Origin of the sequence: Pseudomonas sp. MPB03 (assembly GCF_046605385.1) — a bacterium.
Classification (GTDB): domain Bacteria; phylum Pseudomonadota; class Gammaproteobacteria; order Pseudomonadales; family Pseudomonadaceae; genus Aquipseudomonas; species Aquipseudomonas zanjanensis.
Genome location: NZ_CP176770.1, coordinates 2,213,506 through 2,240,017 on the forward strand (window position 1 = coordinate 2,213,506; position 26,512 = coordinate 2,240,017).

General features: G+C 62.2%; 23 protein-coding genes. 14 read left to right on the top strand and 9 right to left on the bottom strand.

What is annotated here, in order from left to right:
- Positions 1–43: 43 nt before the first annotated feature.
- Genes dsbG through dsbD form a run of 3 tightly spaced genes read right to left on the bottom strand, consistent with a single transcriptional unit; the run spans position 44 to position 3,383 of the window.
- Positions 44–811, bottom strand: coding sequence for a thiol:disulfide interchange protein DsbG (dsbG, locus tag ACLH0I_RS09760; RefSeq protein ID WP_411386901.1), 768 nt, complete (start codon positions 809–811; stop codon positions 44–46).
- The gene (locus ACLH0I_RS09765) at positions 787–1,656 is read right to left on the bottom strand and encodes a TlpA family protein disulfide reductase (protein WP_411386902.1); all 870 of its coding nucleotides are present in this window, start codon (positions 1,654–1,656) and stop codon (positions 787–789) included. Before ACLH0I_RS09765 ends, dsbG begins: the two co-directional genes overlap by 25 nt.
- Positions 1,656–3,383 carry a protein-disulfide reductase DsbD gene (gene dsbD, locus ACLH0I_RS09770; RefSeq protein WP_411386903.1) on the bottom strand — a complete coding sequence of 576 codons (1,728 nt, stop codon included), beginning with the start codon at positions 3,381–3,383 and terminating at the stop codon, positions 1,656–1,658. The genes ACLH0I_RS09765 and dsbD overlap by 1 nt, the downstream gene beginning before the upstream one ends.
- 176 nt (positions 3,384–3,559) lie before the next feature.
- Between dsbD and ACLH0I_RS09775 the strand changes: the two genes are divergently transcribed.
- The 5 genes from ACLH0I_RS09775 to ACLH0I_RS09795 all read left to right on the top strand — a co-directional run bounded on the left by ACLH0I_RS09775 (position 3,560) and on the right by ACLH0I_RS09795 (position 8,277).
- Positions 3,560–4,240, top strand: coding sequence for a response regulator (locus ACLH0I_RS09775; RefSeq protein ID WP_411386904.1), 681 nt, complete (start codon positions 3,560–3,562; stop codon positions 4,238–4,240).
- Positions 4,237–5,571, top strand: a complete 1,335-nt coding sequence (locus ACLH0I_RS09780) for an ATP-binding protein (protein ID WP_250962324.1) — start codon at positions 4,237–4,239, stop codon at positions 5,569–5,571. Before ACLH0I_RS09775 ends, ACLH0I_RS09780 begins: the two co-directional genes overlap by 4 nt.
- A 363-nt stretch (positions 5,572–5,934) precedes the next feature.
- A complete protein-coding gene (locus ACLH0I_RS09785; protein WP_250962323.1) occupies positions 5,935–6,456 on the top strand; it encodes a GNAT family N-acetyltransferase in 522 nt (173 codons plus the stop codon).
- Between the two features lie 96 nt (positions 6,457–6,552).
- A complete protein-coding gene (locus ACLH0I_RS09790) occupies positions 6,553–7,965 on the top strand; it encodes an aspartate aminotransferase family protein (RefSeq protein ID WP_186705311.1) in 1,413 nt (470 codons plus the stop codon).
- A gap of 84 nt (positions 7,966–8,049) precedes the next feature.
- A complete protein-coding gene (locus tag ACLH0I_RS09795; protein ID WP_063322270.1) occupies positions 8,050–8,277 on the top strand; it encodes an MbtH family protein in 228 nt (75 codons plus the stop codon).
- A gap of 189 nt (positions 8,278–8,466) precedes the next feature.
- On the opposite strand, the gene ACLH0I_RS09800 is transcribed toward ACLH0I_RS09795, so the two are convergent.
- The gene (locus tag ACLH0I_RS09800) at positions 8,467–9,363 is read right to left on the bottom strand and encodes a LysR family transcriptional regulator (protein ID WP_411386905.1); all 897 of its coding nucleotides are present in this window, start codon (positions 9,361–9,363) and stop codon (positions 8,467–8,469) included.
- Positions 9,364–9,466: 103 nt separating this feature from the next.
- On the opposite strand from ACLH0I_RS09800, the gene ACLH0I_RS09805 reads away from it, so the two are divergent.
- Complete coding sequence (locus ACLH0I_RS09805) at positions 9,467–10,312, top strand: type 1 glutamine amidotransferase domain-containing protein (protein WP_411386906.1); 846 nt, start codon at positions 9,467–9,469, stop codon at positions 10,310–10,312.
- A 161-nt stretch (positions 10,313–10,473) separates the two neighbouring features.
- Here ACLH0I_RS09805 and ACLH0I_RS09810 read toward each other — a convergent pair whose 3' ends face one another.
- Entirely contained in the window at positions 10,474–11,292 is an 819-nt protein-coding gene (locus tag ACLH0I_RS09810) for a pyruvate, water dikinase regulatory protein (protein ID WP_003199510.1), read from the bottom strand.
- 184 nt (positions 11,293–11,476) lie between these two features.
- Between ACLH0I_RS09810 and ppsA the strand changes: the two genes are divergently transcribed.
- The 8 genes from ppsA (at position 11,477) to ACLH0I_RS09850 (ending at position 19,661) form a co-directional block, all read left to right on the top strand.
- On the top strand, positions 11,477–13,852 hold the full coding sequence (gene ppsA / locus ACLH0I_RS09815) for a phosphoenolpyruvate synthase (protein ID WP_186705308.1): 2,376 nt from the start codon (positions 11,477–11,479) through the stop codon (positions 13,850–13,852).
- Positions 13,853–14,072: 220 nt separating this feature from the next.
- Positions 14,073–15,062, top strand: coding sequence for an alpha/beta fold hydrolase (locus ACLH0I_RS09820; protein ID WP_250965644.1), 990 nt, complete (start codon positions 14,073–14,075; stop codon positions 15,060–15,062).
- A 126-nt stretch (positions 15,063–15,188) separates the two neighbouring features.
- A complete protein-coding gene (gene rraA / locus ACLH0I_RS09825) occupies positions 15,189–15,680 on the top strand; it encodes a ribonuclease E activity regulator RraA (RefSeq protein ID WP_207965835.1) in 492 nt (163 codons plus the stop codon).
- Positions 15,681–15,705: 25 nt separating this feature from the next.
- Positions 15,706–16,701 carry a zinc transporter ZntB gene (locus ACLH0I_RS09830; protein WP_207965836.1) on the top strand — a complete coding sequence of 332 codons (996 nt, stop codon included), beginning with the start codon at positions 15,706–15,708 and terminating at the stop codon, positions 16,699–16,701.
- A gap of 63 nt (positions 16,702–16,764) precedes the next feature.
- On the top strand, positions 16,765–17,010 hold the full coding sequence (locus tag ACLH0I_RS09835) for a hypothetical protein (RefSeq protein WP_014337331.1): 246 nt from the start codon (positions 16,765–16,767) through the stop codon (positions 17,008–17,010).
- 2 nt (positions 17,011–17,012) lie between these two features.
- The gene (locus ACLH0I_RS09840) at positions 17,013–17,837 is read left to right on the top strand and encodes a mechanosensitive ion channel family protein (RefSeq protein WP_003199523.1); all 825 of its coding nucleotides are present in this window, start codon (positions 17,013–17,015) and stop codon (positions 17,835–17,837) included.
- Positions 17,838–17,928: 91 nt separating this feature from the next.
- Complete coding sequence (gene sigX, locus ACLH0I_RS09845; RefSeq protein WP_003183614.1) at positions 17,929–18,519, top strand: RNA polymerase sigma factor SigX; 591 nt, start codon at positions 17,929–17,931, stop codon at positions 18,517–18,519.
- Positions 18,520–18,626: 107 nt separating this feature from the next.
- Entirely contained in the window at positions 18,627–19,661 is a 1,035-nt protein-coding gene (locus tag ACLH0I_RS09850; RefSeq protein WP_250965642.1) for an OmpA family protein, read from the top strand.
- A 565-nt stretch (positions 19,662–20,226) separates the two neighbouring features.
- Here the strand turns inward: ACLH0I_RS09850 and cobA are convergent.
- The 4 genes from cobA to nirB are packed head-to-tail and all read right to left on the bottom strand — an operon-like array spanning position 20,227 to position 26,477.
- Positions 20,227–20,982 carry a uroporphyrinogen-III C-methyltransferase gene (gene cobA, locus ACLH0I_RS09855; protein ID WP_250965641.1) on the bottom strand — a complete coding sequence of 252 codons (756 nt, stop codon included), beginning with the start codon at positions 20,980–20,982 and terminating at the stop codon, positions 20,227–20,229.
- Positions 20,983–20,992: 10 nt separating this feature from the next.
- Positions 20,993–23,710 (bottom strand): molybdopterin-dependent oxidoreductase, encoded by a 2,718-nt coding sequence (locus tag ACLH0I_RS09860; RefSeq protein WP_411386907.1) that lies wholly within the window; start codon positions 23,708–23,710, stop codon positions 20,993–20,995.
- Positions 23,710–24,027 carry a nitrite reductase small subunit NirD gene (nirD, locus tag ACLH0I_RS09865; protein ID WP_411386908.1) on the bottom strand — a complete coding sequence of 106 codons (318 nt, stop codon included), beginning with the start codon at positions 24,025–24,027 and terminating at the stop codon, positions 23,710–23,712. Before nirD ends, ACLH0I_RS09860 begins: the two co-directional genes overlap by 1 nt.
- Positions 24,024–26,477, bottom strand: a complete 2,454-nt coding sequence (gene nirB, locus ACLH0I_RS09870) for a nitrite reductase large subunit NirB (RefSeq protein WP_186728155.1) — start codon at positions 26,475–26,477, stop codon at positions 24,024–24,026. Before nirB ends, nirD begins: the two co-directional genes overlap by 4 nt.
- Between the last annotated feature and the right edge of the window lie 35 nt (positions 26,478–26,512).

Genomic DNA, 26,512 nt, shown 5'->3' on the forward strand with positions numbered 1-26,512 from the left:
CGCGAGCAAGCTCGCTCCCACAAGGGGTCTGCAGTGAGGCTCGTCACTTCGGCCCGAGAATCTTCACCAGCTTGTCCGGCGACGGCGCGCCTTGCTGCTGTTGCAGGTCGCCTTTTTCATCCAGGTAGAAAATCGCCGGGGTGGAAGACAGTTCCAGTTCGTCCATCAACTGCTGGTTGGCGTCCAGTTTGGCCTGGATGGCGGCTGGGATGTCCTTGAGCGGTTTGAGTGGGCTGCCCTTGCCGGCCTTTTCATGCTCGGCCAGGGTTTTTTCCGGGTCCTTGGCGGCCAGCAAGGCAGCGGATTTACCCGGGCTGTCTTCGCGAATGATGCCCACCATGATGTGGCGCAACTGCACCTTGCCAGCCTTGACCCAAGGCCGGGCCTGTTCCCAGAACATGTTGCAGTACGGGCAGTTCGGATCGCTGAACAGATACACCGTGCGCGGTGCGTCCTTGTTGCCGTCGGCGATCCAGTTGCTGGCTTCCATTTTTGCCCAGATTTCCTTGGCCATCGGGGCGTAGACCAGTTTTTGCAGCGGTTCGGCGCTCAAGTCCTTGCCGTCGGCGTCGTACAGGTTGCCCAGCAGAACGTGTTTGCCGTCCGGCGTCAGGTACAGCGCCATCCCGCGGTTCTGGTATTGCGCCGCGTAGCCGCGCAGGCCGTCCGGTGCTTCGAAGGTGCCGACGATCTTCGCGCCCTTGGCTTCGATCTTCTTGATGGCCGCTGGCAAGTCTTCGGCGTGAAGCAGCGGTGCCTGCAGCAACGCGCCGGCGAAAGCCAGGGTCAGCAGGTGGCGGAGGCGGGGCATGGCAGTTTCCTTGTAGGGAGTGGGTTCGCCGAGGTCGGATCCGGCGTTTCGAAGTTTTCCAGGGCGCGGGCCAGGCTCGCTTCCGACAGTTCACCCAAGTGACTGCCGAGCAGGCGGCCGTCGGCGCCGTAGAACAGCGTCGTCGGCAAGGCCATTGACCCGACGGCCTGGGCGAGACGGCCACTGCCATCGAACAGCACATTGTGCAGGCTCAGGCCCTGGGTGGCGAGGTAGGTACTGACGCTGTGCATGCCTTCGGCCTGGTTGACGAACAGGAATGTCAGGTCCGGGCGTTCCTGTTGGGCGGCTTCCAGCACCGGCATCTCGCGCCGGCAGGGCGGGCACCAGGTGGCCCAGAGATTGACCACCAGAGGCCCACCCTGATAGTCGGTGAGTTTGACCGTCTGGCCGTCGGCGTTGCGTAGCTCGATCTCCGGCAGCCGCGTGCCCTGGTCATAGATGGTCAACGACATCGTCGCCACCAGCCAGAACAGCAGGCCGCTGCCGACACCAAAGCCCAATGGCCGACGCAGGGCTGGTCGGCGCCGCGCCCAAAGCAGCGCCGCGGCCAGCAGCACCAGGATCCCCGGCCATGCAAGGAAACCGCCATCGCGCAGATCGATGATTTGCCACAGGTCGTCCCGATAGTGGCTCCAGTAGGCCACGACAAAACCTGTCCGCGCGGCGAGCAGCCCGAGGAGAAACAGCGCGAATAGCACCGATTCGGGGTTCTCGCCACCGCGCTTGGCTACTCGCCAGCCGATGAACGTCGCCAATGCCAACGCGCTGATCAACAGGAGGTGATGGATAGCGATGGCGAAGGTGCCCAGGGTAAAGGTCAGCATCAGCCTGCGTCCCGGGTCAGGTTCCAACGTTCCAGGAAACCTTTGGCATCGATCTCGCCCGTGATGCGCTGGCCGCGGCGTTCCTCTCCGTCGGCTCCGATCCACAGCAGGCTTGGCGGGCCCGGCACCTGATAGCGCTGGAGCAGCGCTCGGCTGGCGGCGTTGTCGGCAGTGACATCAAGGCGCAGCAGGCGTACGTCTTTAAGCGCGGTCATGACTTCGGCGCGGCCAAACACCTGTTTCTCGATGATTTTGCACGACACGCACCAATCGGCGTAGTAGTCCAGCAGTACCCATTGGCCTTGGGCCTTGGCGCTGTCCAGTTCCCGTTGCAGGGCGGCGGGCTCGCTGACGGTGATGAAGGCGTCGTGGGCGTCGGCAGTCGCATTGCCCCGGGCACCGCTGTAGACCTCCAGCGGCTTGAACAGGTCGTCGCTGCCTCCCGCCGCCCCGACCACCAGCAGGCTGCCCCACAACCCGAACAGCAGCGATACGCTGCCCCACAGATAGGGCGCGCGCCCGAACCCTTGGGTCTGGCGCCAGGCGCAATAGGCGGCTATCACCAGCAGCGCGCCCCAGAGTCCGATCCACAGTGAGCCATCGATGACCGGACGGATCATGAGCAACGCGGTACCCAGGAACAAGAAGCCGAACACGCCCTTGAGCAGGTTCATCCAGGCACCGGGCTTGGGCAGGAAACGGTTGCCGACGGTCACCAGCAACAGCAGTGGCAGGCCCATGCCGACGCCCATGGTGAACAGGATCAGGCCACCGTGTAGCGCATTGCCGCTCTGGGCGATATACAACAGCGCGCCGGCCAGTGGCGCGGTCATGCAAGGCCCCACCAACAGGCCGGACAGCGCCCCGAGAACGCCAGCGCCCACCAGGCTGCCACCGCGGCGCTGACGGCCGGCGTTTTCCAAGCGGTCACGCAGGGCGGCCGGGAGTTGCAGTTCGAAGAAGCCAAACATCGGCAGGGCCAATACAACGAAGATTGCCGCGAAGGTACCCAGCAACCACGGCTGCTGCAGCAAGGCCTGCAGATTCGCCCCCAGCAGCGCGGCGAGCACGCCCATGGCGGCGTACACCAGCGCCATGCTGAGCACGTAGCTGCCGGCCAATGCCAGGCCGCGCCGAGGGCCGGCGCCGCTGCCCACCACCAATCCCGCCAGGATCGGCAGCATCGGCAGCGAGCAAGGCGTAAACGCCAACAACAGCCCAAGGCCAAAAAACACCAGCAGGCTCCAGCCCAACGCGCGCTGTTGCAAGCCGCTGGCCAGCGCCTGATCCTGCGCCTCGCCAGTGTTTGCCAGCGACGGGCTGCCGCCCAGGTCTACCATTTGCGTCTGGGGCGGATAGCACAGGCCGGCGTCGGCGCAGCCCTGGAAACCGACCTTGATCTTGCCCGTGGCACCGGCGGGTATCTTCAGTTCCAGCGCCTGGCGATAGACTTGCTGGTCGCCGAAAAACTCGTCGCTGTGAGCCTCGCCCTCCGGCAGTTTCGGTTTCTGGGCCTCGCTGAGCCCATCGAACTTGAGGCGCTGCTGATACAGGTAGTAGCCGTCGGCGATCTGCCAGAACAGCTGTGTTTCACCGGAGTCCAGACGTTCGGAAGTCAACGCGAACGCCTTTTCCACCGGCAGGAAATCGGGTTTGGTTTCGAAGGGATTGGCGGCCTGGGCCAAGCCCGAGATCAGGAACAGCCACAACAAAAACAATCGACGCATGGATAAAAGCCTTAGAACGGAACAAGTGACGAGGACAATGGCGGCTGGCGATTAACCGTCGATTAACCCGGCGGCGACCGGCAGGCAGCAATGATCGCCCATGTTGGCCGGACTCGTCGCATAATGTCGGCTTAATCGGCCGGCGGCCTAATGTACCTTTTTCCACGGGGCTTACCATGCATGTACTGGTGTGCGAAGACGATGAGTTGATTGCCAGCGGGATCGTTGCCGGCCTCACGGCGCAGGGCCTGACGGTCGAGCACGTCGCCACCGCATCGGCGGCGCGGGCGATGGTCGGCGTGGCGGAGTTCGATGTCATGGTGCTTGACCTGGGATTGCCCGATGAAGATGGTCTCAAGCTGCTCAAGCAATTGCGCCAGCAGGGGCTGGAGACGCCGGTGCTGATCCTCACCGCCCGCGACTCGGTGACCGACCGGGTCGACGGCTTGCAGGCCGGCGCCGACGACTATCTGCTCAAGCCCTTCGACCTGCGCGAACTTGCGGCGCGCCTGCACACGTTGCTGCGGCGCGTGGCGGGGCGCAGCGTCAACCTGATCGAGCACGGTCGCCTGACCTACGACCCCAGCAGTCGGGAAACCACCCTCGACGGCCAGCCGGTGGATCTGTCCCGGCGCGAGCAGTCGCTGTTGCAGGCACTGCTGCACAGTCGTGGCCGGGTGCTGTCCAGCGAGCAACTCAAGGACAGCGTCTACGGGTTCAACGACGAACTGGAAAGCAACGCCCTCAACGTCCATATCCATCACCTGCGGCGTAAATTGGGTAACGGTATTGTCGAGACCGTGCGCGGCCTGGGTTATCGCCTGGGGCCGGCCGAAGGCGGAGAGTCGTCCAAGTGATGAGCCTGCGACTGCGCCTGAGCCTGACCCTCGGCGCGGCCTTCGCCCTGATCTGGGCCCTGGCCGCGGCGTGGATGCTCAGCGACCTGCGCAACCAGATGATGTTTTCCCTCGACCAGCGCCTGGTGGCTTCGGCGCGGATGGTGGCCGGGTTGCTGGAGCAACTGCCGCCCTTGCCGACGAAGGGTGACGGCACGCATATCAGCGCCGAGCAACTGAGCATTCCCGGCGGCATGGCCTGTCAGGTCAGCTCCTTGCGCGGCGAGATCCTGGCCCGCAGCCACGGCACCCCGGAACAGGTCCTAGAAGCCGAGAAGATGGGCTTCCACGACCAGATGATCGATGGTACGCCGTGGCGCAGCTTCACCCTGGCCCAGGGCGACTTGCGCATCACCACCGCCGACCGCCAGATCGAACGCGAAGCCCTGAACATGTCGGTATTACTGGCCGCCTCGGTGCCGGTGGGGGTGGCGCTGCTCGGTTGCCTGTGCCTGTTGTGGCTGGGCATCGGCCAGGGCCTGGCACCGCTCAATCGCATGCGCGATGCGCTGATGCGGCGCAATGCCGATTCCCTGGAGCCCTTGCAGATCCATCCGCTGCCCAGCGAGTTGCAGCCGTTGCTGGAAACCCAGAACCAATTGTTCCAGCGCATCGGCAAGGCCATCGAGCGCGAGCGACGACTGACCGGCGACGCCGCTCACGAACTGCGCAGCCCATTGACCGCCATCAAGACGCACCTGCAAGTGGCGCGCATGACCGAAGGGGTTGCCCGCGACCAGTCCCTGGCCCGGGCCGAAGAGGGCGCCGACCGCTTGCACCGCACCCTTGAACAGTTGTTGTTGCTGGCGCGGGTCGAAGGCAGCCTGTCATTCGACGATGGCGTGCACTGCAACGCCGAGCAGGTCGCGCGGTTGGCGATCCAGGACTCTGCCGGCAGTGAGTCCCGGCGCATCAAGCTACACCTGGCCCCAGGGCTGTCCGACGCACCCGTGCAGATGCCGGCGGTGCTCTCTATCGCCGCCCTGCGCAATCTGCTGGATAACGCCCTGCGCCATACCCCGGACGATACCGATGTGGAACTGAGCCTGGAAATGATCGGCCAGCGCGTGCGCTTCCAAGTCCGCGACCATGGCCCCGGCATCGCCGCCGACGACATCCAGCACCTGACCCAGCGCTTCTGGCGCAACGGCCAGAGCACCGGCTGCGGACTGGGGCTGGCGATCGTCCAGGCCATCGTCCAGCGTTGCGGCTGTGGCCTGCATTTCGACAGCCGCCCGGATGGGTTGCGGGTCGAATTGACGATGCCGGTGCAGGCAACCGTTGTTAAGTAGGTGATTTGCGTGGCGAGGGAGCTTGCTCCCGCTGGATCTGTAGGAGCTGGCGAAGCCTGCGATCTTTTGATCTTGATCTTGATCTTGATCTTGATCTTGATCTTGATCTTTCGCTTGAGGCCTAACTGTCTTGGACAAGATCGCAGCCTCGTTGCACTCGTCAGCTCCTACACAGCTCCTACAGGCGCAGCCCAGCGGGAGCAAGCTCCCTCGCCACAGTGTTTCAGGCTGAGCCCCAAGCGTATTGGTAATACCCCGGCGTGGTTGTTGTACATCTGCTGTAACGACCTGGCATTGGCGCACTGGCGTTATCCAGGTCTATGTTTTTTTCAGCTCGACTCAAGGACTGAGGAAAACCGCGCCATGGATACCTTCATTGAAATCTGCACGGCCACGCCCAGCGATGCCGGCATCATCAGCCGGATCGCCGAGCGTTCCATCCGGGTCGGGTGTGCCGCTGAACACCGCAACGATCCCACTGTCGTGGCCGCCTGGGTGCGCCACAACACCCTCGCGCATATTCGCCCCTGGCTGATCGACCCACGGTTGCGCCTGACCCTGGCACGTTTGCAGGGTCGCCCGGCGGGTGTCGCCATGGCCACGGCCAGTGGCCGGATCGCCTTCTGCTACGTGCAACCAGAATCCTTCCGCCGGGGTGTCGGCCAGGCGCTGGTGGGAGACATCGAGACCTGGCTGCGCGGACGCGGGGTGGCCCGGGTGCGCCTCAATAGCACCCGTTCCAGCCAGGCCTTCTATCGACACCTGGGCTTCGAGCAAAGCGCCGAGGCCTTTGCCCTTGGCGGGGTCAAGGCCATCGCGATGCACAAGCCACTGATCGCGCCGACGGCGAAAGTGTTGTCCGAGAGTAAATCCCCCCGTGGCTGATGCGTTTCCACAACAGGAAACCTGCATGTGCGCCCCGACCGGATGCGCACCTGCCCGGTGTGCCGTTTGGGTCACTACCTATTGCGGGGTCGAGAGATGTCAGTCGCCAACAGCCTTATCGAAGCACAGCCGGCGCGGGTCAGCCCCGTGCCGGCCGAGACGCTCTACCAGTTCAATGAATCGCCACTGCTGGCTCGCCAGAGTCGGCAGGAGTCCAATGCCCGCAGCTATCCACGGCGGATTCCCCTGGCCCTCAAGCGCGCCAAGGGGTTGTACGTCGAGGACGTCGAAGGCCGCACCTTCATCGATTGCCTGGCCGGGGCCGGCACGCTGGCGCTGGGGCATAACCACCCGGTGGTGATCGAAGCGATCCAGCAGGTGTTGGCCGATGAGTTGCCGTTGCACACCCTGGACCTGACCACGCCGGTCAAGGACCGGTTCGTCCAGGATCTGTTCGGCCTGTTGCCGGCGCCGCTGGCTGCCGAGGCGAAGATCCAATTCTGCGGCCCCACCGGGACCGACGCGGTGGAAGCTGCCCTCAAACTGGTGCGCACCGCCACCGGACGCAGCACCGTGCTGTCGTTCCAGGGCGGTTACCACGGCATGAGCCAGGGCGCATTGAGCCTGATGGGCAGCCTGGGACCGAAGAAGCCCTTGGGCGCCTTGCTCAGCAATGGCGTGCAGTTCATGCCGTATCCCTATGATTACCGCTGCCCGTTCGGGCTGGGCGGTGCCGAGGGCGTCAAGGCCAATCTGCATTACCTGGAAAACCTGCTGCACGACCCGGAGGCAGGCGTGCAATTGCCAGCGGCGGTCATCGTCGAGGTGGTGCAGGGTGAGGGCGGCGTCATTCCCGCCGACCTGGACTGGCTGCGCGGCTTGCGGCGAATCACGGAACAGGCCGGGGTGGCGTTGATCGTCGACGAAATCCAGAGCGGCTTCGGCCGTACCGGCAAAATGTTTGCCTTCGAACATGCCGGGATCATCCCCGACGTGGTCGTGCTGTCCAAGGCCATCGGCGGCAGCCTGCCGCTGGCGGTGGTGGTTTACCGCGATTGGCTCGACACCTGGCTGCCCGGCGCTCACGCCGGCACCTTTCGCGGCAACCAGATGGCCATGGCCGCCGGTTCCGCAGTGATGCGCTACCTGCAAGAGCACGACCTGCCGGCCCATGCCGCGGCCATGGGCGAACGCTTGAGCGAGCACCTGCACATCCTCCAGCGGGACTTCCCGCAACTGGGCGATATCCGCGGTCGCGGGCTGATGCTTGGCGTTGAACTGGTTGATCCGGCGGGTAAGCGGGACGCCCTGGGCCATCCGCCGGTACACGCACAGCTGGCGCCACGCCTGCAACGCGAATGCCTCAAGCGCGGGCTGATCCTGGAACTGGGCGGTCGGCAGGGTAGCGTGGTGCGGTTCCTGCCACCGTTGATCATCACCCGGGCGGAAATCGACCGGGTCGCCGAAATTTTCGGGCGAGCCCTGCAGGCGGCGATCACCGATCGTTAATTTTCACCCGACCCTATACGTTCCTTTCATATCCTGGCTGCGCATGTGATGCAGCGAACCTCGAGCATAGATGGAGAGACACCCATGACTTCAGTATTCGACCGCGAGGACATCGTCTTTCAGGTCGTGGTCAACCACGAAGAACAGTATTCGATCTGGCCAGACTATAAGGCCGTGCCCGAGGGCTGGCGCACCGTTGGCAAGAGCGGGTTCAAGAAGGAATGCCTGGCCTACATCGAAGAAGTCTGGACCGACATGCGCCCGCTGAGCCTGCGCAAGAAGATGGAAGAGCAGGCGGCTGCGGCCCACTGAATCCAGAACCTGTAGCAGCAAGGAAGCTTTCCACAGGAGGGCTGCGGGGGAATGCAAATCCTGCAGTCACACCAGACCCCCTGTGGGAGCGAGCTTGCTCGCGATGGCGGCGGATCAGCAATATCGATGCTGCTGACACTCCGCCATCGCGAGCAAGCTCGCTCCCACAGGGTCCGGTCGGTGTTATAGCTATTGCCCAATCAGAAAATCAATCAACGCCCGTGCCGCCGCCGGCAATTGCCGATGGGGCGGATAGATGATTGAAAACGGTCGGCTACGCCCGCCAACGTCTTCCAGCAACACCACCAGTTCCCCGCGCTCGATTCGCTCCCGGACGATGAATTCATAGGTCTGGCAGATTCCCATCCCGGCCTGGGCCAGGGACACGATGCCCAATACATCGTCGGACACCTGGACATTGCCCGCCGGCAGCCATTCCCGATCTTGCTGGTTTTCGCGAAATAGCCAAGGTGCGATGCGTCCGCTGCTGGGCATCACGAAGGGCAGGCAGGCGTGGGCCGCCAGTTCATCGACGTGCCGGGGCGTTCCGGCGCGTGCCAGGTAGTGCGGCGCGGCCACCAGGCAAAGGCGGGCGTCTTCGAGCTTGCGGCCGACCAGCCCGCTGTCCGGCAATGGCCCGAGACGGATCGCCAGGTCATACCCCTCGGCCACCAGGTCGACATTGCGGTTGGTAATGCTCAGCTCGACCCGAACCTGTGGAAAAGCCTGGACGAAACGCGACAGCAGCGACGGCAGGCGGTAATGGCCGTAGGTGGTCGGCACGCTCAGGCGCACGCGACCGGTCAGGACGCCGTCCTGGCCTTGGATTCGCCGCTCCGCATCGTCAATCAGGGCAAAGGCCGAGCGCGACTGTTCCAGGTACAACGTGCCGGCATCGGTCAGGTTCAGCCGCCGGGTCGTACGACGCAACAACTGCACGCCGAGCCGGGCTTCGAGGCGGGAGATGGCGCGGCTCAGGACCGAAGGCGTGGTTCCCAGCGCCACGGCGCCGGCGCTGAGGGTGCCTTTTTCCACGGCCGTGACGAAGGCTTCCACGTCGGCCAGATGATCGAATCGACGGGGCATTGTTGCCTCCAGGGGCCAAGTGATGTTCCGGGAAGCCAGTTTATCGCCGGTAAGCGCATCAATACAGTGAGCGCATCTTTTATCGAAGCGTCCTGGAGTCATCATGAAAAAGCTCACTACCTTGGCAACGTCTGTCGTTCTGGCGGGCATCAGCGTCGCGGCCCATGCCGATAACGTGCTGGTGGTCCTGTCGGACGCCGATCATCTGGACCTGAAAAATGGCCAGGTCTTCTCCACCGGGTTCTACCTCAACGAATTGCTGCAACCGGTGAAACTCTTGCTGGAGGCGGGTCACCAGGTAACGTTCGCAACGCCCGAGGGCAAGGTGCCGACGCTGGACCTTTCCTCGGTGGACAAGATGTATTTCAACAATGACTCGGCGGAGCTGGAGCGTTACCAGGCGTTGTTGGCGCAGTTGAAGATCACGTCGGCCAAGGACTCACCGGTGATCAGCCTGGCCCTTGTCGAGCAGATCGGCCTGGACCGGTTCGATGCCCTGTACATCCCGGGCGGACATGCGCCGATGCAGGATTTGCTCACGAGCGCGCCGCTGGGGCGGGTGCTGACGCATTTTCATGGCAAGGGCAAGGCCACCGCGCTGGTCTGCCATGGCCCGATCGCGTTGCTGTCGACCATGACCGATGCCCAGGGCTTCGTTGGCCAGTTGGCGGCCAAAGGCCAGGCCTCGGCCAAGGCCGGCTGGATCTATGCCGGGTACAAGATGACGGTGATCAGCAATCAGGAGGAAGAATTGGCCAAGGGGCTGCTAGGTGGCGGGAGCATGAAATTCTACCCGCAGAATGCGTTGGAGCAGGCGGGCGGCCAATACAGCAGCAACACATCACCCTGGACGTCCCATGTGGTCATGGATCGTGAGTTGATCACCGGCCAGAACCCGGCGTCGGCGCTGGAAGTGGGGAAGGTGTTGGTCGAGCGGTTGAAACACTGATCCAGGAACACCACGGATTCCCCTGTGGGCGATTCCCTTGTGGGAGCGAGCTTGCTCGCGATTGCGGCTCGTCAGCAGCATTGGTGTTGGCTGACACTCCGCTATCGCGAGCAAGCTCGCTCCCACAGGGTTTTCCCACAGGTTTTAGTGGTGTAGCGGGTTTACTTGAACCGCCGCTCCACCCCTTTCTCCACCAGGATCTTCGCCGAAATCTCTTCCACGGAAAAATGCGTGGAGTTGATATGGGGAATGTTCTCCCGCCGGAACAGGTTTTCCACCTCGCGCACTTCGAACTCGCACTGGGCGTAGCTTGAATAACGACTGTTGGGCTTGCGCTCGTTGCGGATCGCGGTGAGGCGGTCCGGGTCGATGGTCAGGCCGAACAGCTTGTGCTGGTGGGCGCGCAGGGCGCTGGGCAGTTGCAGGCGCTCCATGTCGTCTTCCGTCAATGGATAGTTGGCCGCGCGGATGCCAAATTGCATCGCCATGTACAGGCACGTCGGTGTCTTACCACAACGCGACACACCCACTAGGATCAGGTCGGCCTTGTCGTAATAATGCGTGCGGGCGCCGTCATCGTTGTCCAGCGCGAAGTTGACCGCCTCGATCCGCTCCATGTAGTTGGAGTTGTGGCCAATGGAATGGGACTTGCCGACCGAGTAGGAAGAATGCTCGCTCAGTTCCTGTTCCAAGGGCGCCAGGAAGGTGGAAAAAATGTCGATCATGAAACCATTGGACGTTGCGAGAATCTCACGGATGTCCTGATTGACGATGGTATCGAAGATGATCGGGCGGAAACCGTCGGTTTCGGCGGCTTTATTGATTTGCTGTACCATGGCCCGCGCCTTGTCGACGCTGTCGATGTACGGACGTATGAATTTGGCGAAGGTAATGTTTTCGAACTGTGCCAACAGGCTTTGGCCTAGCGTTTCGGCCGTGATGCCGGTGCCGTCGGAGATAAAGAAAGCAGATCGTTTCATTTGCGCCTTGGGCCTTAAGCTAGTGAGCTAGTGACGATTCTTGGATATGATAGGCGCGATTTGCCGGCCACCATTGGCCCGCATTCTCACTTATTTTCCAGGTCCAGGCCATATCGCCGGCAAGCGCTCCCCTGGAGCCGCCGGTGCCTTGAGCTTTTCCAACACAGTTAGTGGAGAGATCACCTTGGTAGAGTACGTAGTTTCCCTCGATAAGCTCGGCGTCCATGATGTGGAGCATGTGGGGGGCAAGAACGCATCCCTGGGCGAGATGATCAGCAACCTCGCCGGTGCCGGCGTATCGGTGCCAGGTGGCTTCGCCACGACCGCCCAGGCTTATCGTGATTTCCTGGAACTGAGCGGCCTGAACAAGCAGATCCACGATGCGCTCGATGCCCTGGACGTCGACGACGTCAATGCCCTGGCCAAGACCGGTGCCCAGATCCGCCAATGGATCATGGAAGCCGAATTCCCCGAGAAACTGAACGCCGAGATCCGCACCGCTTTCGCCAAGCTGTCCGAAGGCAATCCTGACATCGCCGTCGCCGTGCGTTCCTCGGCCACCGCCGAAGACCTCCCGGATGCCTCCTTCGCCGGCCAGCAGGAAACCTTCCTGAACATCCGTGGCGTGGAAAACGTCATCCGCGCCGCCAAGGAAGTCTTCGCCTCCCTTTTCAACGACCGTGCCATTTCCTACCGCGTGCACCAGGGCTTCGACCACAAATTGGTCGCCCTCTCCGCCGGTGTGCAGCGCATGGTCCGCTCCGAAACCGGCACCGCCGGCGTGATGTTCACCCTCGACACCGAGTCGGGCTTCCGTGACGTGGTGTTCATCACCGGCGCCTACGGCCTGGGTGAAACCGTCGTGCAAGGCGCGGTGAACCCGGATGAGTTCTACGTTCACAAAGGCACGCTGCAAGCCGGTCGCCCGGCCATCCTGCGCCGCAACCTGGGCAGCAAGGCCATCAAGATGATCTACGGCGACGAAGCCAAGGCCGGTCGCTCGGTGAAGACCGTCGACGTGGACAAGGCCGAGCGCGCGCGTTTCTGCCTGACCGACGCTGAAGTCAGCGAGCTGGCCAAGCAGGCGATGATCATCGAGCAGCACTACAAGTGCCCGATGGACATCGAGTGGGCCAAGGACGGTGACGACGGCAAGCTGTACATCGTGCAGGCCCGTCCGGAAACCGTGAAGAGCCGCACCCAGGCCAACGTCATGGAGCGCTACTTGCTCAAGGAAACCGGCACCGTGCTGGTGGAAGGCCGGGCCATCGGCCAGCGCATCGGCGCGGGCAAGGTGCGGATCATCAAGGACGTCTCGGAGATGGACAAGGTCCAGGCCGGCGACGTATTGGTATCCGACATGACCGACCCGGACTGGGAACCGGTGATGAAGCGCGCCAGCGCCATCGTCACCAACCGCGGCGGGCGTACCTGCCACGCGGCAATCATTGCCCGTGAACTGGGAATCCCGGCAGTGGTCGGTTGCGGCAACGCCACCCAACTGCTCAAGGACGGCCAGGGCGTGACTGTTTCCTGCGCCGAAGGCGACACCGGCTACATCTTCGAGGGCGAACTGGGCTTCGACATCAAGAAGAACTCCGTGGACGCCATGCCGGAGCTGCCGTTCAAGATCATGATGAACGTCGGCAACCCGGATCGTGCCTTTGACTTCGCGCAGTTGCCGAACGCCGGCGTGGGCCTGGCCCGCCTGGAGTTCATCATCAACCGCATGATCGGCGTGCACCCCAAGGCGCTGCTGAACTACGACGGCCTGCCCCAGGACATCAAGGACAGCGTCGACAAGCGCATTGCCGGCTACGACGATCCGGTCGGTTTCTACGTCGAGAAGCTGGTGGAAGGCATCAGCACCCTGGCGGCGGCGTTCTGGCCGAAGAAGGTCATCGTGCGCCTGTCGGACTTCAAGTCCAACGAATACGCCAACCTGATCGGCGGCAAGCTCTACGAGCCGGAAGAAGAGAACCCGATGCTGGGCTTCCGGGGTGCGTCGCGCTACATCAGCGAATCGTTCCGCGATTGCTTTGAACTCGAATGCCGCGCCCTCAAGCGCGTGCGCAACGAGATGGGCCTGACCAACGTCGAGATCATGGTGCCGTTCGTGCGGACCCTGGGCGAAGCGAGCCAGGTGGTTGACCTGCTGGCGGAAAACGGCCTGGCCCGTGGCGACAATGGCCTGCGCGTGATCATGATGTGCGAGCTGCCGTCCAACGCCATCCTGGCTGAAGAATTCCTTGAGTTCTTCGACGGTTTCTCCATCGGTTCCAACGACCTGACCCAGCTGACCCTGGGCCTGGACCGCGATTCCGGGATCATCGCCCACCTGTTCGACGAGCGGAACCCGGCGGTCAAGAAGCTGCTGGCCAATGCCATTGCCGCCTGCAACAAGGCTGGCAAGTACATCGGCATCTGCGGCCAGGGCCCTTCGGACCACCCGGACCTGGCCAAATGGCTGATGGAGCAGGGCATCGAAAGCGTTTCGTTGAACCCGGACTCCGTGCTGGAAACCTGGTTCTTCCTGGCCGAGGGTCAGGCGGCGGTCTGATCGAGTGAAGGGGCCGCGCCGATAATGTCGGCCGGGTAAATCCTTGTGGGAGCGAGCTTGCTCGCGATGGCGGAGTGTCAGCCGATATTAATTTTGCTGACCCACCGCAATCGCGAGCAAGCTCGCTCCCACAGTTTTCCGGTGATCAGTTCATTGGCCCCTTTTGATTGAAGTAGGGCGGGCTCCACAAGGAAGCCGCCCTTTTTTGTGCAAGAAGATTATGCAAAGCAGCAGCAACCTCTTTCCTGTCGCCCTGATCAGCGCCGAGCGGCGCGGTGATCTGAGCGAAGACGTCTATCGCTTGAAACCCGGCAACAGCCCGGACGCCAGCGTCGAACTGGCCGTCACGCGGCTGGGCATGGCTGATCCCGGCGAAACCCGTGGTGTCCCGGTGATTTTGTTGCACGGCAGTTTTTCCAATCGGCGTTTCTGGTATTCGCCCAAAGGCCTCGGCCTGGGCGCGTACCTGACGCGCCTGGGATTCGATGTCTGGATTCCCGAAATGCGCGGCCATGGCTTATCCCAGCGTAACCAGGGTTATCGCCACAATCGGGTGGCTGACTACGCCCGTTACGACCTGCCGGCCATCGGCGCCTTCGTGCGTGAGCAGAGCGGACAAGTGCCCCATTGGATCGGTCATTCCCTGGGGGGCATTACCCTGGCGGCAGCCTTGGGCGGCCACTACCTGGGCGAGCCCGCGGTGGCGTCGGCGGCATTTTTTGGCACCCAGGTCAGCCGCACCTACTGGCCGCTGAAGATCCCGCCGGTGGAATGGAGCGGCCGCTTCATCCTCAAGCGCTTTGCCCAGTTGTCCGGTTCAAGGCTCAAGCGCGGCCCCGAGGACGAGCCCATTGGCCTGGCCCTGGAAAGCATGCGCTGGTACGGCCTGTTCGGGCGTTTCGGCGATGCCGAGAAGAACTGGTGGGCCGGCTTGGCCGATGTCCAGTTGCCGGTGCTGGCGGTGAGTGCCGCCGGCGATCACCAGGACCCGACTTGGGCGTGCCGCAAACTCTTCGACCAGATCGGTTCCACGCACAAGCAGTTTGTCTGCCTGGGTCGGGGACAGGGTTTCACTGACGATTTCGGTCACGTCGAGATGCTGGTCAGCAAGGCCGCCCGCCTTGAGGTCTGGCCGCTGGTGGCTCGTTGGCTCGAGGATCAGCAGGCGCCCTTGCTGGGTGAACAGCCGCAGTTGGCCGAGGCGGTTTGAGGCGAAGGCTCTGACAAGGGCATTTCGCTCTGGTCTGCTTGCGGCTAAGATATGACGCTTCAAGCGGTTCCGGTCACAAACGGTTGCACATTCAATCTGACGTTCCAGCCTTTCAGGAGTTGTTCGATGAACCATTACCTCACGCCCGACCTGTGCGACGCCTACCCGGACCTGGTGCAGGTGTTGGAGCCGATGTTCAGCAATTTCGGTGGCCGCGATTCCTTCGGCGGCGAAATCGTGACCATCAAGTGCTTCGAGGACAACTCGCGGGTCAAGGAGCAGGTTGAACTCGATGGCAAGGGTAAAGTGCTGGTTGTGGATGGCGGCGGGTCGCTGCGCCGGGCCCTGCTGGGTGACATGTTGGCCGAGAAAGCGGCTAAGAATGGCTGGGAAGGCCTGGTGATCTATGGCTGCATCCGCGACGTCGACGTCATTGCCCAGACCGACCTCGGGGTCCAGGCCCTGGCCAGCCATCCGATGAAGACCGACCGGCGTGGTGTCGGCGAGCTCAATATAGCAGTGACCTTTGCTGGCGTGACGTTCCGCCCGGGCGAGTATGTCTATGCCGACAACAACGGCGTGATCGTTTCGCCAAGCCCACTGAAGATGCCTGAATAAAGCACCGCAGCCATAAGGGATGAGGATGTTCGAGGAAGAAAACGCGCAATGGGGGCTGGTGCATGCCCTGGTGCTGGACGGTAAAGGCGGCGCGCGTTCCATAGCCCGGACCGAACTCGACGATTTGCAGCTGCAGGCCCACGAAAGCCTGTGGCTGCACTGGGATCGCAGTCATCCGCAAACCCACACCTGGCTGCGCAAATCCAGCGGCCTGAGCGAATTCAACTGCGACCTGCTGCTGGAAGAGAACACCCGGCCGCGGTTGTTGCCGTTGCCCAACGCCGAACTGCTGCTGTTCCTGCGCGGGATCAACCTCAACCCGGGCGCCGAGCCTGAAGACATGGTCTCGGTACGGATCTTCGCGTCTGCCCAGCGAGTGATCTCCCTGCGCCTGCGGCCGTTGCGCGCCACCGATGAACTGTTGGCGCAACTGGCCGAGGGCAAGGGGCCCGAGAACGCTTCCGAACTCATCCTTTATATGGCGCAATACCTCACCGACAAGGTGCAGGACCTGGTCACTTGCCTCTCGGAAATCGTCGATGGCGAGGAAGAAAAACTCGACGCCGACGAACGGTATGCCCCCGAGCATGACGCCATTTTGCACATCCGTCGAAGGGCTGCCGGACTCAAGCGATTCCTGGCGCCACAGCGAGATATCTTCGGCCAGATGTCGAGGATCAAGTTGCCCTGGTTCGTCGAGGACGATGGCGACTATTGGAACGAATTGAACAACAGCCTGACCCGTTATCTCGAAGAGCTGGAATTGACCCGAGAGCGCGTGGGGCTTGTGCTGGAGGCCGAAGACCGGCGCCTGTCGGTGCGCATGAACCGGACCATGTACCGCTTCGGCATCATCACCGGGATTTTCCTGCCGATGAGTTTTCTCACCGGCCTTTTAGGCATCAACGTCGGCGGCATTCCGTTTTCCGAAAGCCCCTACGGTTTCATGGTCGCGTGCCTGCTGATGATCTGCGTCGCGACGGGGCAGTGGTGGTTGTTCCGCCGTTTGCGCTGGGTGTGATGGGGTTTCATGTGACCCGACGAAATGTGATCGCGTCTTCCACAGACATCACGAGAGGTGCGTATGCACGATCCGTTTGAACAGTCTTTGCGCGACATGCTCAAGGCTTCGCCGTCCAGCCGGGACGACGACGCATGCTTGGGGCGTGTACTGAAAACCGCCAACCGCCAGGTCGGCGCGGGCGATCTGTTCAGCTTGCTGGGCCGCTGGTTGCCCGCGCTGATGATCGCCCTGAATAATGGATCGGCCCATGTCTCGCCGGTTTCCCGCCGTAAACCTGTTACTCGCACCGCTGATAAGGCTGATTGAATATGGAACTTGATCTCTGGACCCAGAGCCTCGTCACGGCAATGACTGCGTTGTGGACCAAGGTAGCTAACTTCATCCCGAACCTCTTCGGTGCGCTGGTGGTGCTGTTGCTGGGTTTTGTCGTGGCCAAGTTGCTGGACACGCTGCTGTCCAAGCTGCTCGCCAAGCTGGGTCTCGATCGCCTGATGGGCGGCACCGGCCTGACCAAGCTGCTGTCCCGTGGCGGCATCCAAGTGCCGATCTCGACCCTGGTCGGCAAGATCGTGTACTGGTTCGTATTGCTGATTTTCCTGGTTTCCGCAGCAGAATCCCTTGGCCTTGAGCGAGTTTCGGCTACGCTCGATATGCTTGCATTGTATTTGCCGAAGGTTTTTGGTGCCGCGCTGGTGTTGCTGGTCGGTGTCCTGCTGGCGCAACTGGCCAATGGGCTGGTGCGCGGTGCGGCCGAAGGCGTCGGGCTGGATTATGCCGCTGGCGTGGGGCGTATCGCCCAGGGCCTGGTGATTATCATCAGTATTTCGGTGGCGATCAGCCAGTTGGAGGTCAAGACTGACCTGCTCAACCATGTGATCGTGATTGTATTGATAACCGTTGGTCTGGCGGTTGCGCTGGCAATGGGATTGGGAAGCCGGGAGATCGCCGGTCAGATTCTTGCGGGAATCTATGTGCGTGAATTGTATGAGGTTGGGCAACAAGTGCGTGTTGGCGAGGTCGAAGGCCAGATCGAAGAGATCGGCACGGTGAAAACCACATTGCTGACCGAGGAGGGCGAACTGGTGTCGCTTTCCAATCGGATCTTGCTGGAACAGCATGTGAGTAGCCGCTAACCCGGCAAATCCTGCTAATGTATGCCGCCGCGAAATGCCTGCTAGCCCAGGCTGCGGCGCACATTGACCTAGACTGTCGGCCCGACTTGTTTTGAACAAACCCCAATCGCTATCCACGCGCTACGACCCCCGTGATCTCTCCGATGAGGAGTTGGTCGCGCGCGCGCATACGGAGCTGTTTCACGTAACACGCGCCTATGAAGAGTTGATGCGTCGTTACCAGAGAACTTTATTTAACGTTTGTGCGCGCTATCTCGGGAACGATCGTGATGCTGACGATGTCTGTCAGGAGGTGATGTTGAAGGTGCTGTATGGCCTGAAGAACTTCGAGGGGAAATCGAAGTTCAAGACATGGCTTTATAGCATCACGTACAACGAATGCATCACGCAGTATCGCAAGGAACGGCGAAAGCGTCGCTTGATGGACGCGTTGAGCCTGGACCCTCTCGAGGAAGCGTCGGAAGATAAGGCGCCCAAGCCCGAGGAAAAGGGTGGACTCGATCGCTGGCTGGTCTATGTAAACCCGATCGACCGGGAAATTCTGGTGCTACGATTTGTCGCAGAGCTGGAATTTCAGGAGATCGCAGACATAATGCATATGGGTTTGAGCGCGACAAAAATGCGTTACAAGCGCGCTCTTGACAAATTGCGTGAGAAATTTGCAGGCATTGCTGAAACTTAGTTCGGCGCAAATATCTCTTACGTGTAGGCAAGTTCTGATAGACTTGCCGCCGAGTTGTCCCCCGGTTTGCGGGACTGCTTCACAATCACCAGATGGGGATTTAACGGATGAAACTGAAAAACACCTTGGGCTTTGCCATTGGTTCTTTGATTGCTGCCACTTCGTTCGGCGCTCTGGCACAAGGCCAAGGCGCAGTTGAAATCGAAGGCTTCGCCAAGAAAGAAATGTTCGACAGCGCTCGTGATTTCAAGAACAACGGCAACCTGTTCGGCGGTTCGGTTGGTTACTTCCTGACCGACGACGTTGAACTGCGTCTGGCCTACGACGAAGTGCACAACGCACGTACCGAAGACGGCACTAACGTTAAGGGCGCGAACACCGCTCTGGACGCTCTGTACCACTTCAACAACCCAGGCGACATGCTGCGTCCTTATGTTTCGGCCGGTTTCTCCGACCAGAGCATCGACCAGAATGGCAGCAACGGTCGTAACCGTTCTACCTTCGCCAACGTTGGTGGCGGCGCCAAGCTGTATTTCACTGACAACTTCTACGCCCGTGCTGGCGTTGAAGCTCAGTACAACATCGACCAGGGCGACACCGAGTGGGCTCCTAGCGTTGGTATCGGTGTGAACTTCGGTGGCGGCTCCAAGCCAGCTGCTGCTCCAGTTCCAGCACCTGCTGAAGTCTGCTCCGACAGCGACAACGATGGCGTGTGCGACAACGTCGACAAGTGCCCTGACACCCCAGCCAACGTAACTGTTGACGCTGATGGCTGCCCAGCTGTTGCTGAAGTCGTTCGTGTTGAGCTGGACGTCAAGTTCGACTTCGACAAGTCGGTCGTTAAAGAAAACAGCTATGGCGACATCAAGAACCTGGCTGATTTCATGAAGCAGTACCCATCCACCACCACTACTGTTGAAGGTCACACTGACTCCGTCGGTCCTGACGCTTACAACCAGAAGCTGTCTGAGCGTCGTGCAAGCGCCGTTAAGAACGTTCTGACCAACCAGTACGGTGTTGAATCGTCCCGCGTTCAGTCTGTTGGCTACGGCGAATCCCGCCCAGTTGCCGACAACGCCACTGACGCTGGTCGTGCAGTTAACCGTCGCGTAGAAGCGCAGGTTGAAGCTCAAGCTAAGTAATTAGCCTACAGCTTTGGAAAAGCCCGGCCTCGGCCGGGCTTTTCTTTGCCTGCGATTTATGGAGATGGGTGGAACACAAGACCTGTGGGAGCTTGCTCGCGATGGCGGTCTGATGGCTTGATCGGGTACATATCCGTTGCTGCGGTAACGGCTACTTAGGGTTCCGCCCTTACGGCGGCTCACTTTTTTTCAAACGCCAAAAAAAGTAAGCAAAAAAGGCTTGCCCCACCACTCGGCACCTCGCTAAGGCTCGGTGTGCCCTCACTCCGGCATTGCTCCGTGGGCCCGCCGCGAAGGGCCATCCATGGCCCAGCGCGGCTATCCCGGCATCCATGCCGGGATGCCCACTCCACAATGCCTGCGTTCGGCCAGCGTGGTTAACGGGGCCTCCAGATCAAAAGCCGGGCCGAGGCGGCCCGATAGCCGACCTGGCTCTTTCGGTCGTACACCCATCAGATCTGTGGGAGCAAAGCTTGCTCGCGATGGCGGTGTGTCAGTCAATGTATGTCTAACTGAACCACCGTCATCGCGAGCAAGCTCGCTCCCACAGGTTTTGGGGTGTCTGCTAGAGGGCGCAAACCTGGGCCAAAGCCGGCGGTGAGGCGGCCAGTTCGGCTGCTTCGGCCACGGCGCCAATTACCAGGATCGCCGGGCTCTTGAGCTGGAAGGCGCTGGCAGCGGCCTCCATCGAGGCCAGGTCGCTGCGGCAGTCACGCTGGTGGGGCAGGGAGGCGTTTTCGATCATGGCCACGGGCGTGTCCGCCGCCAAGCCGCCGGCCAGCAGTTGCTCGCGGATCTCGCTCAGCTTCGCCACGCCCATGTACACCACCAAAGTGGTCCCGCTTTGGGCCAGGGCTTGCCAGTTCAGGCTGCTGCCGTCCTGGGTGTGGGCCGTGACCAGGGTCACGCCCCGGGCAATCCCGCGCAGGGTCAGTGGAATGTCGCATTGGGTCGCCCCCGCGAGGCCGGCGGTGATGCCGTTGACCATTTCCACCTCGACGCCATGCTCGCGCAGCCACTGTGCCTCTTCACCGCCGCGGCCGAAGATGCACGGGTCGCCGCCCTTGAGGCGCACCACGCATTTGCCCTGGCGGGCATAACGCAGCATCAATCGATGAATGAAAGCCTGGGGGGTGGAGCGGCAGCCGCCGCGCTTGCCCACGGCAATGATGCGTGCAGCGGGGCAATGCTCCAGCACCGCGGCATTGACCAGGTCGTCGATCAACACCACGTCGGCCTCGCCCAAGGCGCGCACGGCTTTGAGGGTCAGTAATTCAGGGTCACCGGGACCTGCACCCACCAGCCAGACTTTTGCGTTCATAGTGTTTTCCTCACGAGATAGCCGCCAGTGGTTGCGCGGTGGCAACCAGCAGGCGCTTGATTTCCGGTACGCAGGAGCCGCATTGCGTGCCACAGCCCAGTTCCTGTTTGAGCCCCTGCAAGTCCAGGCCACGCTCGATGCCGGCGCAGACCGCGCGCTGGCTGACGTTCATGCAGTTGCACAGCGTTTTGCTGCCACCCGTTGTGGCGCCAACATTGCCCGGCGGCGCGCTCAACGGCGCCAGCAGCCAGCGCCGCAGTTGTTCATCGGCACGGCCTTCCAGCCACAGGTTCTGCAGCCAATGCCGGGCCAGGGTTTCACCGGCCAGGCGAATGGCGGTGATGCGACCGTTTTCGATGCGCACTCGTTTACCGATGGAGCGACGCGGGTCGTCGTAGGCCAGCACCGGCCCGTCGATCAGGCCCAATTGCTCGTCGATGGCCTGGAGCAGTTGCGGTTCAGGCGCGATGGCGCTGGCAGCGCGAATCAGCAGTGCGGGACGTTCGCGGCCGGTCAGGCTCAGGCTGACGTAGGAAAACGCCTCGCACAGGGGACGCAGGGCCTCCAGATGCTGTTGAACATCGCCTTCGATCAAAGCGAAAAGCTGCCAAGGCAGGTTCACCGGTTCCAGGCGCACGCCGCTGTGCTTGAGTTCCGGTTGTTTCGACAAGGGGTCGAAGGCCGGTTGAGTCAGGGTATTCACGCCGCCCTTGAGGAACCGATCGCCCCAATGCATGGGCAGGAACGCCTGGCCGGGGCGCACGCTGTCGTCGCTGTCCACGGCCACGATCACGCTGCCGCGACGGCTCTTGAGGTTGACCAGGTCGCCCGCTTGCAAGCGATGCCGGAGAAGTTCGTCGGGGTGCAGGCTGAGCACGGCTTCGTTCACATGGCCAAACAACTGCGCAGCGGTGCCGGTCCGGCTCATGCCGTGCCACTGGTCCCGCAAGCGGCCGGTGTTGAGCGTCAATGGGTAGCGGGCGTCACGCAGTTCCTTGGCGGCGCGATAGGGATCGGCCACGAAGTGCGCCCGGCCGCTGTCGGTCGGGAAAATCCCGTCCACGTACAGTCGCGCCGTCCCAACCGTGGCGCCTTCCGGGAAGGGCCATTGCTGGGGGCCGAGGCGGTCGATCAGGGCATGGCTGATGCCGGACAAGTCCAGGTCGCGGCCACGGGTCAGCTGTTTGTACTCGTCGAACAGCTGGGCCGGGGTGTCGAAGACGAACAGGCTGGGTTGGCCCGGGCGCAGGCGTTTCTCCAGGCGTTGTGCGAAATCCACGGTGATTGCCCAGTCCGGACGCGCTTCACCGGGTGCGTCGATGGCCCGGCGGACGTGGGAAATACGCCGCTCGGAGTTGGTCACCGAACCTTCTTTCTCGCCCCAACTGGCCGCCGGCAACAGTAGATCGGCAAACGTGGCGGTCTCGGTGGTGCGGAAGGCTTCCTGCAATACCACGAACGGGCAGGCTTGCAGGGCCTCACGTACCGCCGTCTGGTCGGGCATTGACTGGGCCGGGTTGGTGCAGGCGATCCACAAGGCCTTGATCTTGCCGCTGCGCACCTGCTCGAACAGCTCGATGGCGCTCAGGCCGGTGGTGGCGGGCAATTGCTCCACACCCCAATAACGGGCGACCTCGGCACGATGTTCCGGGTTGGCGGCTTCACGATGGCCCGGCAGCAGGTTCGACAGGCTGCCGGTTTCCCGTCCGCCCATGGCGTTGGGTTGGCCGGTCAGCGAGAACGGGCCCGCCCCCGGCCGGCCGATTTGTCCGGTGGCCAGGTGGAGGTTGATCAGTGCGCTGTTTTTGGCGCTGCCGGCGGTGGACTGGTTCAGGCCCATGCACCACAACGACAGGAAGCTCGGCGACGTGCCGACCCATTCGGCGCACTGGTGCAGTTGTTCGACGCTGATGCCGCACAACTGGGCGACCATCGCCGGGGTGTAGTCGCGGACCAGGTTCTTCAGGTCCGCCAGACCTTCGGTATGGGCCTTGATGAAGGCGCGGTCGACCCAGTCTTCCCACAGCAGCAGGTGCAAAATCCCATGGAACAAGGCGACATCGGTGCCCGGCAAGATCGCCAGGTGCAGGTCCGCCAGGTCGCAGGTGTCGGTGCGCCGGGGGTCGATGACGATGATTTTCATCTGCGGCCGGCGGGATTTTGCCTCTTCGAGGCGGCGAAACAGGATGGGATGGGCGTAGGCCATGTTACTGCCGACGATCATCACGCAGTCGCTCAACTCCAGGTCTTCGTAGCTGCAGGGTGGGGCGTCGGCACCGAGGCTGCGCTTGTAGCCCACCACGGCAGAGGACATGCACAGCCGCGAATTGCTGTCGATATTGTTGGTACCCACCAACGCCCGGGCGAGTTTGTTGAAGGCGTAGTAGTCCTCGGTCAACAGCTGGCCGGAGATGTAGAACGCCACGCTGTCGGGGCCGTGCTCGGCGATGGTGTCGGCGAAGACGCTGGCGGCGTGATCCAGGGCGCTGTTCCAGCCGGTGCGGGCCCGGGCCAGGCCTTTGCCCAGGCGCAGCTCCGGGTACAGGGCGCGGGCGGCGAGGTCGCCGGTCAGGTGCAGGGTCGAACCCTTGCTGCACAGTTTGCCGAAGTTGGCCGGGTGGGCGGGATCGCCGCTGACGCCGAGAATGCGCTCGCCGTCATGCTCGATCAGCACGCCGCAGCCGACCCCGCAATAACAGCAGGTCGAGGCAGTGATCTGGCGGTTCATCAGCTTGCGTCCCGCAGGGCCAGTTGCACCCGGCCGTCTTCGACCCGGGCCGAATGATGATGGGCGCAGCCCACGTCCGGGGCTTGGGCCAGACCGGTTTCCAGGTCGATCTGCCAGTTGTGCAGCGGGCAGGCCACGCGCTTGCCGTAGACCAACCCTTGGGACAGCGGGCCACCCTTGTGCGGGCAACGGTCATCGAGGGCGAACACTTCATCGTCGCTGGTACGAAAAATCGCGATATCGCCTTTGGGGCCATTGATGATGCGCGAACCGAGGATATTGATCTCTTCCAGTGCGCAGATATCCAGCCAGTTCATGCCGGCACCTCCAGGTTCTTCACGGGGATGACTTCGAACTCTTTCTTCAACTGAGGCTGTTCCAGGCGTTGTTTCCAAGGGTCCTGTTCCAGCGACAGGGAAAACTTCAGGCGTTCGTGAAGGGCCTTGCGCCGCTCGGGGTCTTCCAGCACGGCTTTCTTGATGTGCTCCATGCCGACCCGCTGCATGTAATGCACGGTGCGTTCGAGGTAGAAGGCTTCCTCGCGGTACAGCTGCAGGAAGGCGCCGTTGTATTCACGCACCTCCTCGGCGGTCTTGAGCTTGACGAAAAACTCTGCGACTTCGGTCTTGATCCCACCGTTGCCGCCGATGTACATCTCCCAGCCGGAATCGACGCCGATAATGCCGACGTCCTTGATCCCGGCTTCCGAGCAGTTGCGTGGGCAACCGGAGACTGCCAGCTTCACCTTGTGCGGCGACCACATATTGAACAGGTCGTGTTCCAGCTCGATGCCCAACTGGGTGGAGTTCTGCGTGCCGAAGCGGCAGAACTCGCTGCCCACGCAAGTCTTCACGGTGCGGATGGATTTGCCGTAGGCATGGCCGGACGGCATGTCGAGGTCTTTCCAGACGCCGGGCAAGTCTTGTTTCTTGATGCCCAGCAAGTCGATGCGTTGGCCGCCGGTGACCTTGACCATCGGCACGTTGTATTTATCGGCGACGTCGGCAATGCGCCGCAGCTCGGAGGGGTTGGTCACGCCGCCCCACATCCGTGGGACCACCGAGTAGGTGCCGTCTTTCTGGATGTTGGCGTGGGCGCGTTCGTTGATCAGGCGCGACTGTGGGTCGTCGTGGGCTTCGCCGGGCCAGGTGGATATCAGGTAGTAGTTCAACGCCGGGCGGCAGGTGGCGCAGCCGTTCGGGGTGCGCCAGTTCAGGTAGCTCATGGTGCCGGCGATGGTCAGCAGGTGCTGGTCGCGGATCGCCTGGCGGATCTGGCCGTGGTTGAGGTCGCTGCAACCGCAGATGGCTTTTTCGCTTTTTGGCTTGACGTCCGCCGCGCCGCCCACGGTGTTGATCAGGATCTGTTCCACCAGGCCGGCGCAAGAGCCGCAGGAACTGGCGGCCTTGGTGTGTTTTTTCACGTCATCGACGCTGAACAGCCCGTGCTCCTGGATCGCCTTGACGATGGTGCCCTTGCACACGCCGTTGCAGCCGCAGACTTCGGCGGTGTCGGCCATGCTCATGGCTTTGTCCTGGCCTTGGTGTCCTACATCGCCAAGTGCGTTTTCCCCGAACATGAGGTGATCGCGGATCTCGCTGATGCCGTGATTCTCACGAATCTGCCGGAAATACCAGCCGCCGTCCGCGGTATCGCCGTACAGGCAGGCACCCACCAGCACGTCATCCTTGATCACCAGTTTCTTGTAGACGCCGCCGATCGGGTCGGAAAGGGTGATGGTCTCGGTGCCTTCGCCGCCCATGAAGTCGCCGGCGGAAAACAGGTCGATGCCGGTGACTTTCAACTTGGTCGATGTGACCGAACCCTTGTAAGTGGCGAAGCCCAGTTGCGCGAGGTGGTTGGCGCAGACCTTGGCCTGTTCGAACAGCGGCGCCACCAGGCCGTAGGCGGTGCCGCGGTGGCTGGCGCACTCACCGATGGCGTAGATGCGCGGGTCATAGGTCTGCATCGTGTCATTGACCAGGATCCCGCGGTTGCAGGGGATGCCGGATTTTTCCGCCAGTTCGGTATTGGGACGGATGCCGGCGGCCATCACCACCAGGTCGGCGGGAATGATGTCGCCGTTCTTGAACTGGACCGAGCCGACCCGGCCGTTGCCGGCGTCGTGCAGGGCCTGGGTCTGTTCGCTGAGGCGGAATTTCAGGCCACGGCTTTCCAGGGCGGTTTGCAGCAGTTGGCCGCTGGTCTTGTCCAGTTGCCGTTCCAACAGCCATTCACCGATGTGGACGACGGTCACGTCCATGCCCCGAAGCTTCAAGCCGTTGGCCGCTTCCAGGCCCAGCAGGCCGCCGCCGATGACCACGGCGTGCTTGTGGGTCTTGGCGGTGTCGATCATCGCCTGGGTGTCGGCGATGTCGCGGTAACCAATCACGCCTTCAAGGGTGTTGCCGGGGATCGGCAAGATGAACGGTGTGGAACCGGTGGCGATCAGCAGGCGGTCGTATTCGGCTTCGCTGCCGTCTTCGGCGATGACGCGGCGCTTGACCCGGTCAATCTCCACCACTTTGCGGTTGAGCAGCAGCTTGATGTTGTTGTCCAGGTACCAGCTCAGGTCGTTGAGCACGATCTCTTCGAACGTCTGCTCACCGGCCAGCACCGGCGAAAGCAGAATGCGGTTGTAGTTGGTGTGGGGCTCGGCGCCGAACACCGTGATGTCGTACAGCTCGTTGCTCAGCTTGAGCAGTTCCTCGAGGGTGCGAACCCCGGCCATGCCGTTGCCGATCATCACCAGTTTGAGTTTTTTCATCAGGGTTCTCCGCAAGCTCATGTCCGGTTCATCAC

What these genes read in the sequence shown, in the direction of transcription:
- dsbG (WP_411386901.1), bottom strand. Translation starts at nt 811, where the DNA reads ATGCCCCGCCTCCGCCACCTGCTGACCCTGGCTTTCGCCGGCGCGTTG.
- ACLH0I_RS09765 (WP_411386902.1), bottom strand. Translation starts at nt 1,656, where the DNA reads ATGCTGACCTTTACCCTGGGCACCTTCGCCATCGCTATCCATCACCTC.
- dsbD (WP_411386903.1), bottom strand. Translation starts at nt 3,383, where the DNA reads ATGCGTCGATTGTTTTTGTTGTGGCTGTTCCTGATCTCGGGCTTGGCC.
- ACLH0I_RS09775 (WP_411386904.1), top strand. Translation starts at nt 3,560, where the DNA reads ATGCATGTACTGGTGTGCGAAGACGATGAGTTGATTGCCAGCGGGATC.
- ACLH0I_RS09785 (WP_250962323.1), top strand. Translation starts at nt 5,935, where the DNA reads ATGGATACCTTCATTGAAATCTGCACGGCCACGCCCAGCGATGCCGGC.
- ACLH0I_RS09790 (WP_186705311.1), top strand. Translation starts at nt 6,553, where the DNA reads ATGTCAGTCGCCAACAGCCTTATCGAAGCACAGCCGGCGCGGGTCAGC.
- ACLH0I_RS09795 (WP_063322270.1), top strand. Translation starts at nt 8,050, where the DNA reads ATGACTTCAGTATTCGACCGCGAGGACATCGTCTTTCAGGTCGTGGTC.
- ACLH0I_RS09800 (WP_411386905.1), bottom strand. Translation starts at nt 9,363, where the DNA reads ATGCCCCGTCGATTCGATCATCTGGCCGACGTGGAAGCCTTCGTCACG.
- ACLH0I_RS09805 (WP_411386906.1), top strand. Translation starts at nt 9,467, where the DNA reads ATGAAAAAGCTCACTACCTTGGCAACGTCTGTCGTTCTGGCGGGCATC.
- ACLH0I_RS09810 (WP_003199510.1), bottom strand. Translation starts at nt 11,292, where the DNA reads ATGAAACGATCTGCTTTCTTTATCTCCGACGGCACCGGCATCACGGCC.
- ACLH0I_RS09820 (WP_250965644.1), top strand. Translation starts at nt 14,073, where the DNA reads ATGCAAAGCAGCAGCAACCTCTTTCCTGTCGCCCTGATCAGCGCCGAG.
- rraA (WP_207965835.1), top strand. Translation starts at nt 15,189, where the DNA reads ATGAACCATTACCTCACGCCCGACCTGTGCGACGCCTACCCGGACCTG.
- ACLH0I_RS09830 (WP_207965836.1), top strand. Translation starts at nt 15,706, where the DNA reads ATGTTCGAGGAAGAAAACGCGCAATGGGGGCTGGTGCATGCCCTGGTG.
- ACLH0I_RS09835 (WP_014337331.1), top strand. Translation starts at nt 16,765, where the DNA reads ATGCACGATCCGTTTGAACAGTCTTTGCGCGACATGCTCAAGGCTTCG.
- ACLH0I_RS09840 (WP_003199523.1), top strand. Translation starts at nt 17,013, where the DNA reads ATGGAACTTGATCTCTGGACCCAGAGCCTCGTCACGGCAATGACTGCG.
- ACLH0I_RS09850 (WP_250965642.1), top strand. Translation starts at nt 18,627, where the DNA reads ATGAAACTGAAAAACACCTTGGGCTTTGCCATTGGTTCTTTGATTGCT.
- cobA (WP_250965641.1), bottom strand. Translation starts at nt 20,982, where the DNA reads ATGAACGCAAAAGTCTGGCTGGTGGGTGCAGGTCCCGGTGACCCTGAA.
- ACLH0I_RS09860 (WP_411386907.1), bottom strand. Translation starts at nt 23,710, where the DNA reads ATGAACCGCCAGATCACTGCCTCGACCTGCTGTTATTGCGGGGTCGGC.
- nirD (WP_411386908.1), bottom strand. Translation starts at nt 24,027, where the DNA reads ATGAACTGGCTGGATATCTGCGCACTGGAAGAGATCAATATCCTCGGT.
- nirB (WP_186728155.1), bottom strand. Translation starts at nt 26,477, where the DNA reads ATGAAAAAACTCAAACTGGTGATGATCGGCAACGGCATGGCCGGGGTT.